The organism is Microbulbifer sp. YPW1 (assembly GCF_013367775.1).
Classification (GTDB): Bacteria; Pseudomonadota; Gammaproteobacteria; order Pseudomonadales; family Cellvibrionaceae; genus Microbulbifer.
This window is the reverse complement of record NZ_CP055157.1, coordinates 3015827-3031426: the sequence shown is the minus strand read 5'-3', so window position 1 is coordinate 3031426 and position 15600 is coordinate 3015827. Positions and strand designations below refer to the sequence as shown.

Here is a 15600-nt window from a genome sequence, read left to right as displayed (position 1 = left end):
TACTTTTTCTTATTCCGACGCTTGCGCTTCAGTCGCGTCTGTATCGCGCCGGATTTCAGGCTGGCGGCGATGTAAGAGTATCTGGCGACTCTCCCAATCCACAGCGGGCGTGCCACATTCATTTCTGGCGTTCACATTCCAGCACTGGATATTCACGCAGATTCCCTTATCCCCGCGGGTAAAACCCAGGGTGACAAAGTTATTGTTGCTGATGCTTTTACCCAGTTCGTTGCCTGACGTCGCGCGCAGCACGGAGCGAGTACTGCCGGCCTTCAGATAATTCACCTTTACACGGATATCGTCGGTGGGCCGATCGGGAAAAAATCCCGGCTTCTGTTCCGGCACAGCGGCGGCGCTCGGCAGACAGGACAACGGGGAAGAGACCACTTCCACCACTTGTTTGCCATTCAATTCAAATTCCGCAAGGCGACTGAAGTGCACATCCCCTGCGAGAATCAGCACATCCTGACGACAAGCGTTCAGTGCACGTACCAGCGCCTGGTACTGACCGGTATCCGCAAGGGAGTGATCACCAAACCCTAATGCCACTTGCAGCGCACGCCCGATTCCCCCCGCGCGAAACTGCCAGCGAGTGAGCAGAGGTGCGGGAAGTACCAGTACCCCCGGGGATTCCAGTCCCTGCAGCCAGTCTTCCAACTGCTGCAGAGTAGCCGGGTCGGTAACGTTGCGATCGCGACCGCGACCGCGCTGCAAGCGGGTATCGAGAACGAAAAAGCTCAGCTCTTTACCCACATCAAACTGGCTCGCCCCGCGCCCGTGCGGCAGCTGGTAGGCATTGAATAGCTGGCGCGCGCAGTCATCCCAAATCCGCCGCACCCTGGACGACCACAGCACCGGCAGAAATCCCGGGGGGTTGGGGTAATCGTTCCAGAACTCATGGTCCCCGGCGAGGAAATAGTGGCTCCCCGAGCGCAGCAACTTGCGCAGCCCTCCCCTCCAGGTCTCCCGATATTCCCGCGCAAATATCTTGTTGAGCAGCCGACGGATGGAACCGTCGGAGCGCAGCGCGAGCGGAGAAAAATTGCGTGTGCTGAATCCCGGGATAAAGGTAAATCCGGTATTTGAGAAAGCGGTATCCAGATACACCTGGTCCCCGCCAAGGAAAGACACGTCCGGGCGGGCGGCCACAGGCAGTGCGGAAAATGCCTCTGCCAGAGCACCGTGATCCGCATTGCGGTAGAAGCAAGTGCCGTACCAAACGTTGAAACCACTGGCCAGCGAGTCCGGCCGGCCGCGACAATCTGCTTCGGCGAGTTTGCTCTGTTCCCCGTTTTGCCACTGCCAGAGGGACAGCCGGTAATAGCAACCGGGAGCTGCGGGCATTGTCACCAGGGTATAGCGAAGCCCCTGCGCCTGCCGCTCCAGTTGCAGAGGGGCATCACGGCAGCTGGATACACAGGAGGGGATCTCCGCACTCTGCGGCACCAGAGGCTCGCTGCGCAGCCACAGTCGCCCTGTGGACAGTGCATCGTGCACCCCCACCCAGATCTGTATTTGATTACCCGCCGCAAACCCGTGTGGTACCAGCATGTAGCTGCCCGAAACCAACGCCTCCGCGTTGCCACTGCTTTCCGAACAACGCAGCCCGGCATCCGCTGTATCCATACCCTGACAATCCTGCCTTTTTCATTCTTTTCCTGGCGCACGTTTGCGCGCGCGCCTTATGGTCGCAGAATCTTACTAGAGGTCAATCGCGCCGCGCCATGGGATACACTGACGGCGCCAGAAATAGGGACAGGGAGGCCGGCTTGATAACTTTCTTTGCAGTCATTGTATTTGCGGTACTGATCTGGGTAGTACCGCTGGCCTGGCAGCGTATGCGACGACGTTACCTGCGCTCACGCCCACTGAGCCCGCAACAGGAGGCAATCCTGCGCAGCCGACTCGCCCTGTACCCGTACCTGCCGGAGGCGAGGCAACAGGAACTGCAACAGAACATCAGCCTGTTCCTGCGCGATAAAGAGTTCGTCGGATGTAATGGACTGGAGATTACCGAGGATATGTGTGTGGTAATCGCTGCACATGCGTGCCTGCTGTTACTGGAGCGCGACAACAACTGCTACCCGGATCTGCGCACCATCCTGGTATATCCGGACGCCTATGTGGCAGAGGAAACGCGGCACCACGGTCATGTGAGATCCACGCACCTGAGTGCCCGCGCCGGAGAGGCCCACTACCGCGGCCCCGTGGTGCTCTCCTGGGATGATTTGCAACAGGGGCTGGCCAACCCGCAGCAGGGCCACAATGTGGCCATTCACGAGTTTGCCCACAAGCTGGATGAAGAGGACGGCTATGTGGACGGCAGGCCGCCCTTCGAGTCCCCTGAGGAAGGAAAGAACTGGGCACCGGTGATGCGTGAGGCATTCGCTGAGCTGCGACAGCGGATTCACTCGGTACACACAGAAGCAGAGATAGAACGGGAGGCAGGCAGGGATACTTTTACCGAGAAGGCATCCGTACTGGATACCTATGGCGCGCAATCCCCCGCGGAATTTTTTGCCGTGGCCACGGAGGCCTTTTTCATCATTCCAACGTCAATGGAAGCAGCTCACCCGACTCTGTACCGGGAGATGCAAAAATTTTACCGAACAGATCCTGCCGCACTGCTGCGTGGAAATCATCCGGACGATTGATATCACAATTGATCGCCGGGTCGCTCACTTCCACATCAACCACCGCATCGGCGAAAATGCGCAGTACCTTTTCCATACCGGTATTGCGCAGGCGTGACAGGGCTGACAGGTACTTGCGGCCGATAGCAATGGGGTAACCGCGGGTTCCGGCACATACCGGCACACAGATGCGATCTTCCCTGGCGGAGTCGAGTATGTTCACGAGGGTATCCGCTTCCACAAACGGCATATCCCCCATACACACCAGAATTGCCCTGGGATTGGCACCGGTGCGCTGCAGGTTTTCTACCGCAAAGGCCAGGCTGGCCCCGATGCCCACCGGCCATACTGGCGCGTGCAATACCTGAACCGGCAGTTTTTTCAGGCCATTGGCAATCACTGCATCACGGGCGCGAAGAACCACCTGAACGGAGGTATCCTCCAGCGCAGATGCCGCATCCAGGGCTGTCTGCAAAGTGCGCAGTAACATCGGCTCGCCCTGAATACTGGCGAGACGTTTGTCACTACCAAAGCGATGGGAGTATCCGGCGGCCAATACGACGATTGAATATTCCATTTAGTTTTCTCCCATCGTTTTTAATTAGGTTCAATTTTTATAGTCGGTCAGTAATCCTTCTTCCACTGGAGCTCGACACTTCCGGCACCACTTTCATTGTTATCCGACGATTTGATATCCAGGCGCAGATTTTTGCGCAGTTCGATCTGCATCTCCGCCTGCCACGGGTTCAGCGGGTCGGTACTGCGCTGAAGCTCAAGATAGATACGGCTGGTGATGTATTTGCCCAGGCTGAGAGAGTATTGGTCGCCCTCGTCCGTAGCTTCGGATTCGAAATCCAGTGTATCCAGGCCCACCAGATCCCGCGTGCTGGCGAGAGGGTCGAACCCGGTGCCGCCTGTCTGTAGGGTCCGCACCACGCCGACCAGACGCACCGCCTGCAGGGGCGAGATATCGGTCAGGGACTTGCCAAACAGCAGCTGGGCAAAAATCTCGTCCTGGGCTGCGGCGGGGTTGGAACTGAATTCAATCTTCGGGTCATCCGTGGTACCGGAGATTTCCGCGGTAATTTCACCTTCCGGATAGGTGTGCACGCCCTTCACATAGATCGCGGCCACATTGTTCTCGAACTGGACCTGCCCTTCCTGCAACTCAAACTTCTTGCCCAGCAGGTCGAATTTGCCACGTACAATGGTCAGGGTCCCGGAGGCCTGTGGATCAGCGGCAGTACCGGCGATCTCCACCTTGCCCTTCAATTCCGAGTCCAGCCCCAGGCCGCGCACATAGGACTGCTGGTCGAGCACCACTTCCAGGGCCAGCTCGATGTTCTTCAGCAGGCTCGATCCCTGCTCGCTCTCACCACCGTAGACTTCCACCTCGATCACATCGATCTCGGGCACACTGCTGCCGATAAAATGCTCCACCTGCACCGCCAGCGGCCGCAGATTGAGGGTACCCGCGAACAATGCGTCCTCGGTGGTACCGGTCAGCGTCAGTTCTCCGCTGAATGCGCCTTTGGCGCCCGGCATATTCAGCAGATGCGCTTTGCGCGCGGTAAGTGAGAAGTTGAGTTCGGGAGCTAGGGTCTCTTTGAACGTGACAGCGCCCTGCAGTTCCACCCGACCGCGATCGCTGTCGCGCGCACTGGCTTCGACAACACGCCAGGCGTCCGGTGTCAGATCCGCCACAAACACGATACTGCGCAGGCGGGTATTGCTGGGACGGTGCTCGTAGTAGCCGTCGCGCAGGTTGATCTTGCCCCGCGCATTGGGCGACTGCGTCGTGCCATTTGCGGACAGGTTGAAGTCGAGCTTGCCGCGCATGGAGTGAATTTCCGGGTCAAAAAACGCGCCCAGGGCTGCCAGGTCTGCATTGCCGCTGGCACGGAAATCTACCGGCAGTGGCGGCGACTCACCTGCGGGCTTCTCCCGGAACAACTGCTCCAGAATCGGCGCGATTGCCAGCGTGGCCTGTGCATCGGCGGCTGTGCGACTGCCATGCCCGGCGTCCAGATTGATATCCAGGTTACCGGCGCGGGTTTGCCAATTCAGCAACAGCGTGAGTGGCGACTGTACCAGCGCATCGTCCCGCAGTGCGGGCGCGCTCCCGCTGATTTTGAGCTCTCCCTCGAGATCCGGGTTTTGTGGGGTACCCCGCGCGGTGGCCCACAGTGACAGCTCGCCACTGTCACTGATATCCGCGCTGATCCACTCTTCGAAATCCGCCAGCACCGCCTGGGCGCGCACCTCCAGATCCAGCGCCTGCTCGCTCAGGCTGCCATCGGCGGTGAGCTGGTTGCGTCCCGCCCACAGCAGCTTGACCTCGGACAGCATGATCTGCGCCTTGCCGTAACTCACATCGCCCTGTACGTGCCAGGGTTCCCCGCGAAACTCACCCAGACCGAGGATATTTGCGGTGGCTTCCGGGGAAGCAAAGGGCCCGGAGAACTGGCCGTCGATACTGAGTTCACCGGTCAGCGAGGGGGGTAATTGCACGCCGGCCAGTTTGGCCAGCCCGAGCGGAATATTGCGCCCGGCCACACTACCGGTAGCACGCTGCGCCTTCGGCTCCACCACACCGTTCAGCTCCAGCCAGGCATTACCCCGCTGGCGAGCGGCCTCGGAGTCGGCGGCCAGGGCTGCCGCCCCCCGCACCCGCTCACGGGATTGCTGCAGCGGGTAGTCCTGGCCCGGCTCTTCCACTTCGCCAGCCACCAGCGACTGGGCGCTGGACTCCGCGGGCTGCGCGGCGCCATCGGTATAGAGATCCAGGCGCAGACGGTCAAAGGTAAGCTCTTCCGCGTTACCGGCCGCGCCGCCGCGCAGGCGATAGCGGTATTCCCGATAGTGGCCATCGGACGACAGCCGCGCGGACATTTTGGGGTTGCTGAAAGGCCCGACCACAGACACTACCGCATCCAGGTCGACCTTGGTTCCCGGGTCCACTGGCACTCCGAACTGTTCCGCTGGCAACAGCCCGCGCGCCGCCACATCCAGCTGAAACTGCAGCGCCTTGCCCTGTATATCGACCTCACCGCTACCACTGACGCGCAGCCCATTCCCCTCGAGTACCAGATCGCTGATCGCGAAGGTGTCCAGATTGCCGATGCCGTGCCCTTGCAGGGTGGCATCCAGCTCCCGGTACTGCGCCGCGCTATCGAGTTGCACCGTGAGCTGGGGATTCTTCCACGGACCGGCTGCGGTCACCTGCAGGCGCTCGATGAATCCATCAAGTTCCGGGGGAATCTCCACATCACGGGTTTCTTTTAACGCTGCCAGGATCTTGCGTATCTCGGCCACCGCCAACTGCTCGATCACCGCTTTCAGGTCAATGGATTCAGCGCCGATATCCACACTGCCGCTTGCGTCCAGCGCCGCATCGGCCAGCTCCACACGCGCGGTGCGAATGTGGATAACTTCTTTTACGGTCTCCACTTCGCCGGTCACATGTAGCGGCTGCTCCTGATAGCTGGACCTGAGCTCCAGGGTACCGTCCGCACTGGGCAGTGCGAGCGGCCCCTTTACGGCCAGATCTGCCGACAGCCAGCCGCCCTGCAGGTAATCCTGCCAGGGCTGCGAAATGGCTATCGGCAAACGGTTTAACTGCAGCTTCAGGTCCATGGACTCGCCATTGATCTGACCGCGCAGGGCGTGACGGGATTCATCCACGGTGAGCGACAACTCGTCGGTAGATACCGACCAGGGCGCGAGCACCACCTCCGCACTTCCCGCGAGGCCGAAGCGGTGATGCACCAGCGGCAGGGAAAACTGCTCCACGGTCACATTGAGCTGATTGTCACCGGCCAGCTCCAGCAGAAAGCGGCCATCGGCATCGAGCACTTCACCGGCAGGCAGTTGCAAGGTGCGACCGAGAAAACCACCGCTTTGCTCACTCGCAGACAGGGTCAATGCATAGATGGTATCGCTCTGCATGCGGCCATCCAGTTGCACATGCATTGCGCTGCCCTGGATTTCATCGATCTCCAGCGCCAGGGCGGACTCGCGACCGGGCCAGCGGTAACTGCCGTGACCGTTGACCGCCACCACCGGAAAATCCTTCAGCGCAGCGTCGATGACGGTAAGCTGCTCCACCGCGAGCCGCTCCAGCCAGATCGCCGGCATAGTGGGGTCGTCCACCTCCTCGGCTGCGTCTTCCACCTCCTCTTCACTCACGTGGGCCTGCAGGTATTCCCCCAGCAGCGTGTTATCGAACAGGAAGGTGTGGGCACTCAGCTCCGGGATATGAATCTGATTGCGCAACAGGCGCTGGATATCCACATGCAGGGTCAACTGATGTGCCTCGATCATGGGGCGCTCTTTGTAGCGCACCTGCAGACGCTCGAAATACCAGAGGCCCAGCGCCTGGCTGCGCAACCCTTCCGCATTGATTTCCAGGTCCGGCAAATAGTGACGGGCGATAGCCAGACCACCGCGGGTAATCGCCTCGCGACCACTTTCGGAACCCACCAGGAAAATCGCCATCAACAGAGGCAACAGCAGGCTGGCGGCAATCAGCGTCAGGCGCGGCGCGCGCGGCCAGCGTTTGCGCGACCTGTGTTTGGAAGCGCCTGCGGGCGGGACGGGGTTGGGGACGTTTGAATCAGCCATGGTTCAGAACGCCTGTCCGAGACTGACGTAAATCTGGTAACTGCTGTCGTCCAGATCATCACGACGGTCCAGCGGGAAGGCGATATCAAACCGCAGTGGCGCGAAGGACGTCATATAACGTACCCCCAGGCCGACACCCCAGTAGAGGTCATCAAAACTCGGCTGCGGATCGGCGTAGGCATTACCGCCATCGAGGAACAGGACACCGCCCCAGGTTTCGGTAAACCGGAAACGGCCCTCGAAAGAGACTTCGCTGAGTGCGCGTCCACCGATGGGATCAGACAGGGTCGGCGGCTCGCCGGGCACCGTAGAGGGGATCAGGCGCCGCGGCCCCAGGGCCTGGTAGGCGTAGCCACGCACCGAGCCACCACCGCCGGCATAGAAACGTTCGTCCGCTGGAATATCCAGGTTGTCGATACCACTGATGACACCGGCCTTGATGCGCACCGCCAGGGTGGGATCAAAGCGGGTCTCTTCCGCAGTGAGGTAACCGGTGGCAACCAGGGTATTTTTTACAAACCGGGTGCCCGAGCCCCGCAGATCGAAATACGGTTTGACCTCCAGGGCCACGGTCGCCCCCTTGTGGGCATCAAGCAGGTTGTCGGTGGTATCAATTTTGAGCCCGAGGGGAAACGACAGCAGGTTGTAGTTTTCGCTCTGCTCGCCCTCTTCCTGCACCTTACTGAACTTCAGCTCGCTACCCACACTGAAGGTGCGGTGTTTGGTATGACGGCGGGAAATAATGCCGCCGATGGTGACGGACCGCGCCTCGTAAGAATCCCGTTCTTCATTGGATGCTTCGGCCTTGGCGGAAAAATCCTGATCATCGCGAAAGAAGCGCGGTACCAGGAGCTCCGTCTTGAGGGACTGCTTTACCTCGTTGACCCGGGTTTCCACCTCAATCTTTTCACCGCGACCGAGGATATTGCGGTGTTCCCAGCCCGCCGAGACTCCAGCCCCCTCATCGGACGTGTACCCCACCCCCAGACGAATCGTGCGGTGCTTGCGCTCGATCACCAGAAAAGTGATATCCACAATCCCTGCGCTGGGCTCGGAAACCTCCGCGTTCACCCCGGCAATCAGGTTGGTGCGCAGCAGGCGCAGCTTGGCCGCATCCATTTTTCCGCGAGAGAAACAATCCCCGGGTTCCAGCTTCAGGCGCTTGCGCAGAAAGTCCTCATCGACCGTGGTCACCCCTTCCACATACACCTGTCCAATATTTACCTCGGGGCTCTGCGCCACACGGTATTCCAGTCTCGCCGCATGTTCGCTGTGAATGACCGTCGCCTGGTAATCCACATCCACATTCAGCAGGCAGGCATTTTCCGCCAGGTAATTTTCAATACGTTTAACGCCCTCGGTGACCTTTTCCGCCTCCAAGGGTTCACCCTCCCGTAATCCCACACCCGGGAAACCCGACTTGAGGTGCGGAGGCATATTCACTTCGAGAGATTTAATGCGGTACAGCGGCCCGGGAACGACCCGGTACAGGATCTCGCCATCAGTCACCGATTGCCGAACCCGGCCATCGTAATAACCGCGCGAACGCAGCAGCTTTTCCAGCGTACCGCGCTCGTAGCGGGCCACATCCAGTGGATCCTCGTAGGCCTTGAGCACACTGCTGGATTTGCGCTGCTCCTTGACCTGGTCTTTCAGCCAGTCCTGAAGCTCGCGGTCTTCGGATACACGGATTTTGAATTTGGGCAGGTTGTCGAAAAATGGCAGGGCATTACCCGCCTGTGGCAACAGCAACAACGATAGCGCCAACAGCGCGCACGCCGCGATCTGAAAGCGGGAAACCCTGGAAGCGAAGAAAAATACGCGCAAGACAAATATCCGTTTGCCAATCATCAACACTGCGACGCCGAGCGCCCGTGAAAGTTGCCGCAGTCGGCGCAACTTTACCGGACTTTACACCACCGGCCGGTATGCCAGTCGAGGGGTTACGTCGATGATCTGGCCAGCCCCTTGAGACAATTCAGCGTCCGGGCGCCGTCGCTGAGCCGGTGCGCTCCATCAACGGGTTACAGTTGCGGACGATGACCCGCCCTTCCAGCAGGTTGCCCTTGGAATATTCGCTGAAGATGCACTCGTTGCTTTCGGGGTCGTAGTTTTCCACCCAGAGGTTGTCATCTTTCCAGGTGGCGCCCAGATGGCGCTGCCCCTCCGGCACAGTGATACGCATCACCCCACCGAAGCGTTTCACGAACACCTGTTCGAAATGGAAGTAATAGGCAAGCCAGCCGGCGAGAAAGATGACGGCACCGACAATGGCACCTTTACCCAGGCTACCAAACCGACTGCCTGCAAACAGGGACAGTACGACCAGCGAAATAACAGCGGCCCAGTATAGATAGGTAATCATATTTATCTTCCGTGAAATTATTGATTTATAGAGGCTGAGTTCTTGTGAACAGATACCGGAATCCGTTTTCTACAGCGTAACGCAAGCCTAGCGCAGAATCGTTCATTCCGGGTAGCACAGCTGGCGATGTATCACCGGCCGCCAACCCTCCGAACAATGCGTAATCAAAGCCCGGAATCCGCTGAAATAGGCGGCAAACTACAGGTCCCTTGACCTGGATCAAGGGGCGCAATCGGCGCCACTTTACACTGGAGTCAGTTAAAGGCAAGTGGCTGGGGAAAACGAACAATCCCCGCCGAATCAATCGCGGAGGCAATCATGGATGCAATGATCGACCTGTTCACCAGTTTTTCCGGCCTACTGAGCCTGGGCATCATCGCCTTTGTATGTGTGATGGGCGGGTATATTACCCGGATGGCGCTGCGCAAGATGAATGAAGAGCAGGCGCGATTGGAGAAGGCGGACACCGGTCACCGAATGAAAACGGCATAACCCAAACGCAGAAGCCCGGGAACCTTAGTTCCCGGGCCACAGCTTGCTGAGAAAATGCCTAGCCTTGTGCCGGATCAGTCTGCTGAATCCGGCTTTTTTGCTGGTTACCGCGGTTCGCCTGGCGGCAGTTATTCACCTGCGAGCTCAGGCAGTTTTTCATACAGCTTCAGCGCTTCCGGATTGGCCAGCGCCTCCTGATTCTTGACCGGCTTGCCGTGCACCACGTTGCGCACTGCCAGCTCCACAATCTTGCCGCTGATGGTACGCGGGATATCCGCAACCTGGATCACTTTGGCCGGCACATGGCGGGGTGTGGTATTGGCGCGAATCGTGGTTCGAATCTTCTGGATCAGGTCGTCGTCCAGGGTCAGGCCTTCACGCAACACCACAAACAGCACCACTCGTACATCGTCGCGCCACTCCTGGCCGATGCAGATGCTGTCCAGCACCTCCTCAACCTTTTCCACCTGGCGGTAGATTTCTGCGGTGCCGATACGCACACCACCGGGGTTGAGCACCGCATCGGAACGACCATAGATGATCACGCCGCCGTGTTCGGTGATTTCCGCATAGTCCCCATGGGCCCAGACACCGGGCCAGCTGTCGAAGTAGGCATCGTGGTATTTGCTGCCGTCGGGGTCATTCCAGAAACCGATGGGCATACACGGGAAAGACTTGGCGCAAACCAGCTCTCCCTTGTCTTCCAGTACCGCCTTGCCGTCGTCGTTCCAGACCTCTACCGCCATACCGAGTCCGCGACACTGCAACTCGCCGGGATACACCGGCAACACCGGATTGCCCAGGGCAAAACACGAGACAATGTCGGTACCGCCGGAAATGGAAGACAGGCAGACATCCGACTTGATATCCCGGTACACGTAGCGGAATCCCTCATGGGCCAGTGGGGAGCCGGTGGAAAGTACCGCGCGCAAACGCTCCAGTTTGTGGCTCTCACGGGGTTTGCAGCCGGCTTTTTCCAGCGCGGCAATGTATTTGGCACTGGTGCCGAACACACTGATGTTTTCCTCGTCCGCCATATCCCACAGGCACTGGGCTGCCGGGTAGAACGGCGAACCATCGTACAACACCAGGGTGGCGCCACAGGCCAGCCCGCTCACCAACCAGTTCCACATCATCCAGCCACAGGTGGTGAAGTAAAACAGGGTGTCGTCGCGGGAAACATCGGTGTGCAGACGGTGTTCTTTAATATGCTGCAGCAGGGTACCGCCCACACCGTGCACGATACATTTGGGCACGCCGGTCGTACCGGAGGAGTACATGATATACAGCGGGTGGTTGAACTCGGTCTGCTCAAAGCTCAGTGCGCGCGTGGGTGCTGTGCCGATAAACGCGTCCAGGGTGATGGCCCGATCGAGGTCACCGATGGCATCCGCGGTCTGCGCGGCATCGCGCGCCACGGGCACCACTACCAGCTGCTGGATGGATTCAATCTTCTCGACGATCTGCGCCAGGCGCGGCAGGGAATCAATAGTCTTGCCGTTATAGAAGTAGCCCTCACAGGCGAACAGCACCTTGGGCTCAACCTGGCCGAAGCGGTCCAATACCCCGTTGATTCCGAAATCCGGGGAACAGGAGGTCCAGATGGCCCCCAGGCTGGTGGTGGCGAGCATCGCCACTGCGGTATCGATGATGTTGGGCATAAAACCCGCTACCCGGTCGCCCTTGCCAACACCGGCGCTGACCAGTGCCGATGCCAGCTGCTCGACCCTGTCAAAGAGTTCGGCATAGGTTAGCTGGCGGCGACGACCATTCTCGAGACGCTCGATCAGGGCGACCCGATCATCGCGGAACTTCAGCAGGTTTTCGGCGAAGTTCAGGCGCGCATCCGGAAACCACTCGGCGCCGGGCATGGTGTCTTTCCCCAATACCCGCTCGCCGCGCTCACTGGCGACAACCTCGCCAAAACCCCACAGCTCCCCCCAGAAAGAGGCCCGGTTATCCACAGACCACTGGTACAGGGCGCTGTAATCCTGCAGTGACAGCCGGTGCTGCTCATTCACCCGGCGACGAAACTGGTCCATCTGGGTACGGGCTACGGCTTCGGGGGTGGGTTGCCAAAGGGGCGCTACGGGATTGCTCATTTCGACCAAACTCTCTCGATTTTGCTGCGGAAACCTGCGGGGGAAACAGCTTCCCGCAAGTATGGCGCTTGTTATTGGTTTGTGTGGGGCCGCGGGCGGTCTCCGCCTGCGTCACCGCGCTGTGACCGCTGATCATTATTCTCGGTCTCGCCAAGGAGACAATCATGCCTTGGTCTAACAGTTAAAACTAATTTAAACTTTTTTATATTTGTTAATATTTACTTAACTGATATCTCATCCAGACCACCGGCACAGCAGGGAAATCCGACTTGAGCGCCACCATCAAGCAACTGCGGGCCTTCGTGGCCGTGGCCCGCACCCACAGTCTGGCGGAGGCGAGTGCGCAGCTGCACGTATCGCAGCCGGCCATATCCATCGCCATTCGCAGCCTGGAGGAATCCCTGGGCGGTGAACTATTCAGCCGGGACGGTCGGCAACTGGTGCTCACCCCCGAGGGTACCCAGTTTGTGGAGCGCGCCCAGCAACTGCTGCACAACTGGGATAACACACTGGATGCGGTGCAACAGCGCTTCCAGCTGCAACACGGGCAGCTCTCCATTGCTGCGATTCCCGCCTATGCCCTCAACCAATTGCCCGCCCTGCTGGAGAAGTTTCACCGGCGGCACCCGGATATCAATATCGTACTGGAGGATATCGTGATGGAACGGGTGGTCAGCGCGGTACAGGACGGACGCGCGGAACTGGGCATCAGTTTCCGCCCGGATGACCTTGGCAACCTCAGCTTCACCCCCATCGCCGATGATCGCTTTATTGCGGTACTACCCGCGGGACACCGACTCGGGAAAAAGAAAAACCTGCGCTGGCGCGACCTCGCACAGGTGGCATTTATTGCCATGAATCGAGGATCCGCGGTACGGCGCTGGACGGATAGCGCCTTCGCCGAATGTCAGCCCGGCGCGCAGACCGCCCGTTTGCTGTGTGAAGCAAACCAGCTCAGCACCATTGGCAGGCTCGTGCAATCCGGGCTCGGCGTCAGTGCCGTGCCCAGTCTGTGTGAGGAGCAGATGCGCGGCTACGGGCTGGTGTGCAAACCACTGGCGGAACCGGAGGTGGTGCATCAGGTAGGTATTCTGACCCGCAGCAGTGGCGGGCTTTCTGCCGCCGCCGCTGCCTTTAAGCGCATTGCCACCGCGGCAAGCGATTAACGCGCGGGCTGGCTACCGTGCAGCGGCTTCCGCCCGCTGCCGCAGCAGCACACGCAGGTTCTGCAGCAAATCCCAGCCTGTAATTGCGATCACAATACCCACACCAGCACGCCAGCCACCGGCGCTCGGCTGCCAAACTTCCCCGCCTTGCCACTCCAGTGAAAAAGGCGGGTATATTGACATCAAGACCACCAGTAACCCCAACCAACAAATGTTCAGGGCAATGTCTGCATACAGTCGCGGTTGCGTCCAGTAGGGCGACACCAATTTGATCAGTGACATCACCACGCTGAGCCCGAGGGCAATATTCAACCACGGCAGAGCTGCCTCAAACGCGGGAGAAAATCTCAGCCCGCCCTCCGCCATCGGCAGTCTCCAGATATCGTTCACCCAGGCCATAGCGAGCAGCGTCACCGCGAATTCCACCGCGGAATCGAAGCGCTGTATACGGCGTCCACCATGCGCAACTTTCGGCAGAGCGCGCGGATTCCAGTTTTCGAGAACCTTACCGTAGCCAAGTTTTCCGCCGGCAAGGAAAAACACCAGGGTTACCCAGGCAAAAGCGTGAATAGCGCCTTCATATACACCGGCAAACCAGCTCACAGCAGCGCGGACAAAATTCACCTTCACTTCAAAATACAATGCTGCAATCACGTCAATCGCAGAGACCACGGCAATCACAGCAATCACCAACTTCAGTACCTGCAGATACAACGGAAACAGGGGCTCACTGACCAGCGAACGACGCGACTGGTAGCCCGCCGCAACTACCATCGGGTGGCCTTTTTCCGCGATCAAAGTGAGCACTTCCTCATCGGTCAGGGGACGCCCCAGCGAGCCACTCAGCTCATCACACTGGTCCTGCAGGTCCGAATAAAGTTCATTGCCGACATCTTCGCGCAATTGCGCCGGCAGGTAAGTCCGTACATTGTCGATGTATCGCTGTACCCAGCTCATCCAATTTCCCTCGAATAAGTTTTTCATTCCGTCACTCAGCCCAACGTGTCCGCGCGCTATCCCTGAATGCCAAGTTGATCAATCACTCTATTCAGACGGAGCCACTCCGCGCGCATCTGCGTCAGAGCAATCTCGCCGCCAGCGTCGATCTGGTAAAAGCGCCGCTTGCGGCCCTCTTCCTGCAGCCAGTGGCTGCGCAGCAGGCCCTGGTCGTCCAGGCGGCGCAACAACGGGTACAAAGTGCCCTCGTCGATTTCCAGACCTTTTGCACCCAGGCTTTTGCGCAATGAGTAACCGTAGTGCGGCTCACGCAGTGCCAGCAGCACCGCCAGGGTAAGCGCCCCTCGTCGCACTTCCATCACCAGTCTGTCCTGCTTTTCCGGCGCCTGTCCCATTCACTACCCCAATACTGTGCACTACACAGTATTTACTGTGCACCACACAGTATTGAGATGCAACTAGGGAATGGTCAGGGGACTGCAAGATAGGCGCGAAAATTAACGGAGATATACGATCTACCGTTCGCGAGTGGCGCGAGGAACCTGTTGAGAGGGAAAAGGAAGGATGTCTGCAGGCATAAAAAAACCGGCCAAGGGCCGGTCTTTATCGCGAACAAAACGAGCGAATTACTGCGCGGTCGCCCGCAGCATCCAGGCGGTTTTCTCGTGGACGCGCATCCGATCTCCCACCAGCGCTGCGGTGGATTCATCATCGGCGTCCTGTGCGGCCTTCAATACGTCGCGACAGGTTTTTACAACCTGCTCGTGCCCCTGGGTAAGGATGCGCACCATCTCTTCCGCCGCAGGAACGTCTTCCACTTCCTTGATGGAGCTGAGTTCGGCAAAGGCCTTGTAGGTGCCCGGCGCGATTACATCCAGCGTGCGGATACGCTCGGCGATATCATCCACCGCGGTCGCCAACTCGGTGTAATGCTCTTCAAACATCAGGTGCAGCTCGCGGAACAGGCGCCCGGTAACATTCCAGTGGAAGTTGTGGGTCTGCAGATACAGGGTATAGGAGTCTGCGAGGAGACGCTTCAGTCCTTCAGCAACCTGTTCGCGATCTTTTTCACCAATACCGATATCAATATTGCTCATTAGCAGCCTCTTTTTGTTGGCTCGGGTTTAATCCATTAATCAGGGCACAGTGCACGCTTGGCCAGTGTTGAGCCGGTTGGCAGCCCCCGGATATTTCATTCAGATGATGAATCTCCAATAGAGTTTCCACCTGATTCATATCAAGACATTACCAATACTATGGTC

Annotated in this window: 12 protein-coding genes; 3 read left to right on the top strand and 9 right to left on the bottom strand. The window is 58.9% G+C overall.

Annotated features, from left to right (window positions below):
- Positions 1-9: 9 nt before the first annotated feature.
- Positions 10-1626 (bottom strand): hypothetical protein, encoded by a 1617-nt coding sequence (locus HUW35_RS12300; protein ID WP_181252595.1) that lies wholly within the window; start codon positions 1624-1626, stop codon positions 10-12.
- A gap of 143 nt (positions 1627-1769) precedes the next feature.
- Between HUW35_RS12300 and HUW35_RS12295 the strand changes: the two genes are divergently transcribed.
- Complete coding sequence (locus tag HUW35_RS12295; RefSeq protein WP_255463266.1) at positions 1770-2654, top strand: zinc-dependent peptidase; 885 nt, start codon at positions 1770-1772, stop codon at positions 2652-2654.
- Here HUW35_RS12295 and HUW35_RS12290 read toward each other — a convergent pair.
- The 4 genes from HUW35_RS12290 to HUW35_RS12275 all read right to left on the bottom strand — a co-directional run bounded on the left by HUW35_RS12290 (position 2545) and on the right by HUW35_RS12275 (position 9621).
- Entirely contained in the window at positions 2545-3210 is a 666-nt protein-coding gene (locus HUW35_RS12290) for an NTP transferase domain-containing protein (RefSeq protein WP_181252593.1), read from the bottom strand. The genes HUW35_RS12295 and HUW35_RS12290 overlap by 110 nt on opposite strands.
- A gap of 47 nt (positions 3211-3257) precedes the next feature.
- On the bottom strand, positions 3258-7256 hold the full coding sequence (locus HUW35_RS12285) for a translocation/assembly module TamB domain-containing protein (protein WP_181252592.1): 3999 nt from the start codon (positions 7254-7256) through the stop codon (positions 3258-3260).
- Between the two features lie 3 nt (positions 7257-7259).
- Complete coding sequence (locus HUW35_RS12280; protein WP_181252591.1) at positions 7260-9107, bottom strand: autotransporter assembly complex family protein; 1848 nt, start codon at positions 9105-9107, stop codon at positions 7260-7262.
- Between the two features lie 127 nt (positions 9108-9234).
- Positions 9235-9621: a hypothetical protein gene (locus tag HUW35_RS12275; protein ID WP_181252590.1), complete on the bottom strand. Its 387-nt coding sequence runs from the start codon at positions 9619-9621 to the stop codon at positions 9235-9237.
- A 318-nt stretch (positions 9622-9939) separates the two neighbouring features.
- Between HUW35_RS12275 and HUW35_RS12270 the strand changes: the two genes are divergently transcribed.
- Entirely contained in the window at positions 9940-10113 is a 174-nt protein-coding gene (locus HUW35_RS12270) for a DUF3149 domain-containing protein (protein WP_181252589.1), read from the top strand.
- 128 nt (positions 10114-10241) lie between these two features.
- On the opposite strand, the gene HUW35_RS12265 is transcribed toward HUW35_RS12270, so the two are convergent.
- Positions 10242-12215: an acetoacetate--CoA ligase gene (locus HUW35_RS12265; RefSeq protein ID WP_181252588.1), complete on the bottom strand. Its 1974-nt coding sequence runs from the start codon at positions 12213-12215 to the stop codon at positions 10242-10244.
- Between the two features lie 269 nt (positions 12216-12484).
- Here HUW35_RS12265 and HUW35_RS12260 point away from each other — a divergent pair, with 269 nt between their 5' ends.
- A complete protein-coding gene (locus HUW35_RS12260; protein ID WP_181252587.1) occupies positions 12485-13381 on the top strand; it encodes a LysR family transcriptional regulator in 897 nt (298 codons plus the stop codon).
- 12 nt (positions 13382-13393) lie between these two features.
- Here HUW35_RS12260 and HUW35_RS12255 read toward each other — a convergent pair whose 3' ends face one another.
- The 3 genes from HUW35_RS12255 to HUW35_RS12245 form a co-directional block, all read right to left on the bottom strand.
- Positions 13394-14338, bottom strand: coding sequence for a hypothetical protein (locus tag HUW35_RS12255; RefSeq protein WP_181252586.1), 945 nt, complete (start codon positions 14336-14338; stop codon positions 13394-13396).
- A gap of 56 nt (positions 14339-14394) precedes the next feature.
- Positions 14395-14733 carry a PadR family transcriptional regulator gene (locus tag HUW35_RS12250; protein WP_181252585.1) on the bottom strand — a complete coding sequence of 113 codons (339 nt, stop codon included), beginning with the start codon at positions 14731-14733 and terminating at the stop codon, positions 14395-14397.
- Positions 14734-14964: 231 nt separating this feature from the next.
- Positions 14965-15435, bottom strand: a complete 471-nt coding sequence (locus HUW35_RS12245; RefSeq protein ID WP_078084916.1) for a Dps family protein — start codon at positions 15433-15435, stop codon at positions 14965-14967.
- Positions 15436-15600: the final 165 nt, after the last annotated feature.

Bases quoted from the DNA above. Each gene is read 5' to 3' on its own strand.
- HUW35_RS12300 (WP_181252595.1), bottom strand. From the start codon at position 1,626: ATGGATACAGCGGATGCCGGGCTGCGTTGTTCGGAAAGCAGTGGCAAC.
- HUW35_RS12290 (WP_181252593.1), bottom strand. From the start codon at position 3,210: ATGGAATATTCAATCGTCGTATTGGCCGCCGGATACTCCCATCGCTTT.
- HUW35_RS12285 (WP_181252592.1), bottom strand. From the start codon at position 7,256: ATGGCTGATTCAAACGTCCCCAACCCCGTCCCGCCCGCAGGCGCTTCC.
- HUW35_RS12280 (WP_181252591.1), bottom strand. From the start codon at position 9,107: ATGATTGGCAAACGGATATTTGTCTTGCGCGTATTTTTCTTCGCTTCC.
- HUW35_RS12275 (WP_181252590.1), bottom strand. From the start codon at position 9,621: ATGATTACCTATCTATACTGGGCCGCTGTTATTTCGCTGGTCGTACTG.
- HUW35_RS12270 (WP_181252589.1), top strand. From the start codon at position 9,940: ATGGATGCAATGATCGACCTGTTCACCAGTTTTTCCGGCCTACTGAGC.
- HUW35_RS12265 (WP_181252588.1), bottom strand. From the start codon at position 12,215: ATGAGCAATCCCGTAGCGCCCCTTTGGCAACCCACCCCCGAAGCCGTA.
- HUW35_RS12255 (WP_181252586.1), bottom strand. From the start codon at position 14,338: ATGAGCTGGGTACAGCGATACATCGACAATGTACGGACTTACCTGCCG.
- HUW35_RS12250 (WP_181252585.1), bottom strand. From the start codon at position 14,733: ATGGGACAGGCGCCGGAAAAGCAGGACAGACTGGTGATGGAAGTGCGA.
- HUW35_RS12245 (WP_078084916.1), bottom strand. From the start codon at position 15,435: ATGAGCAATATTGATATCGGTATTGGTGAAAAAGATCGCGAACAGGTT.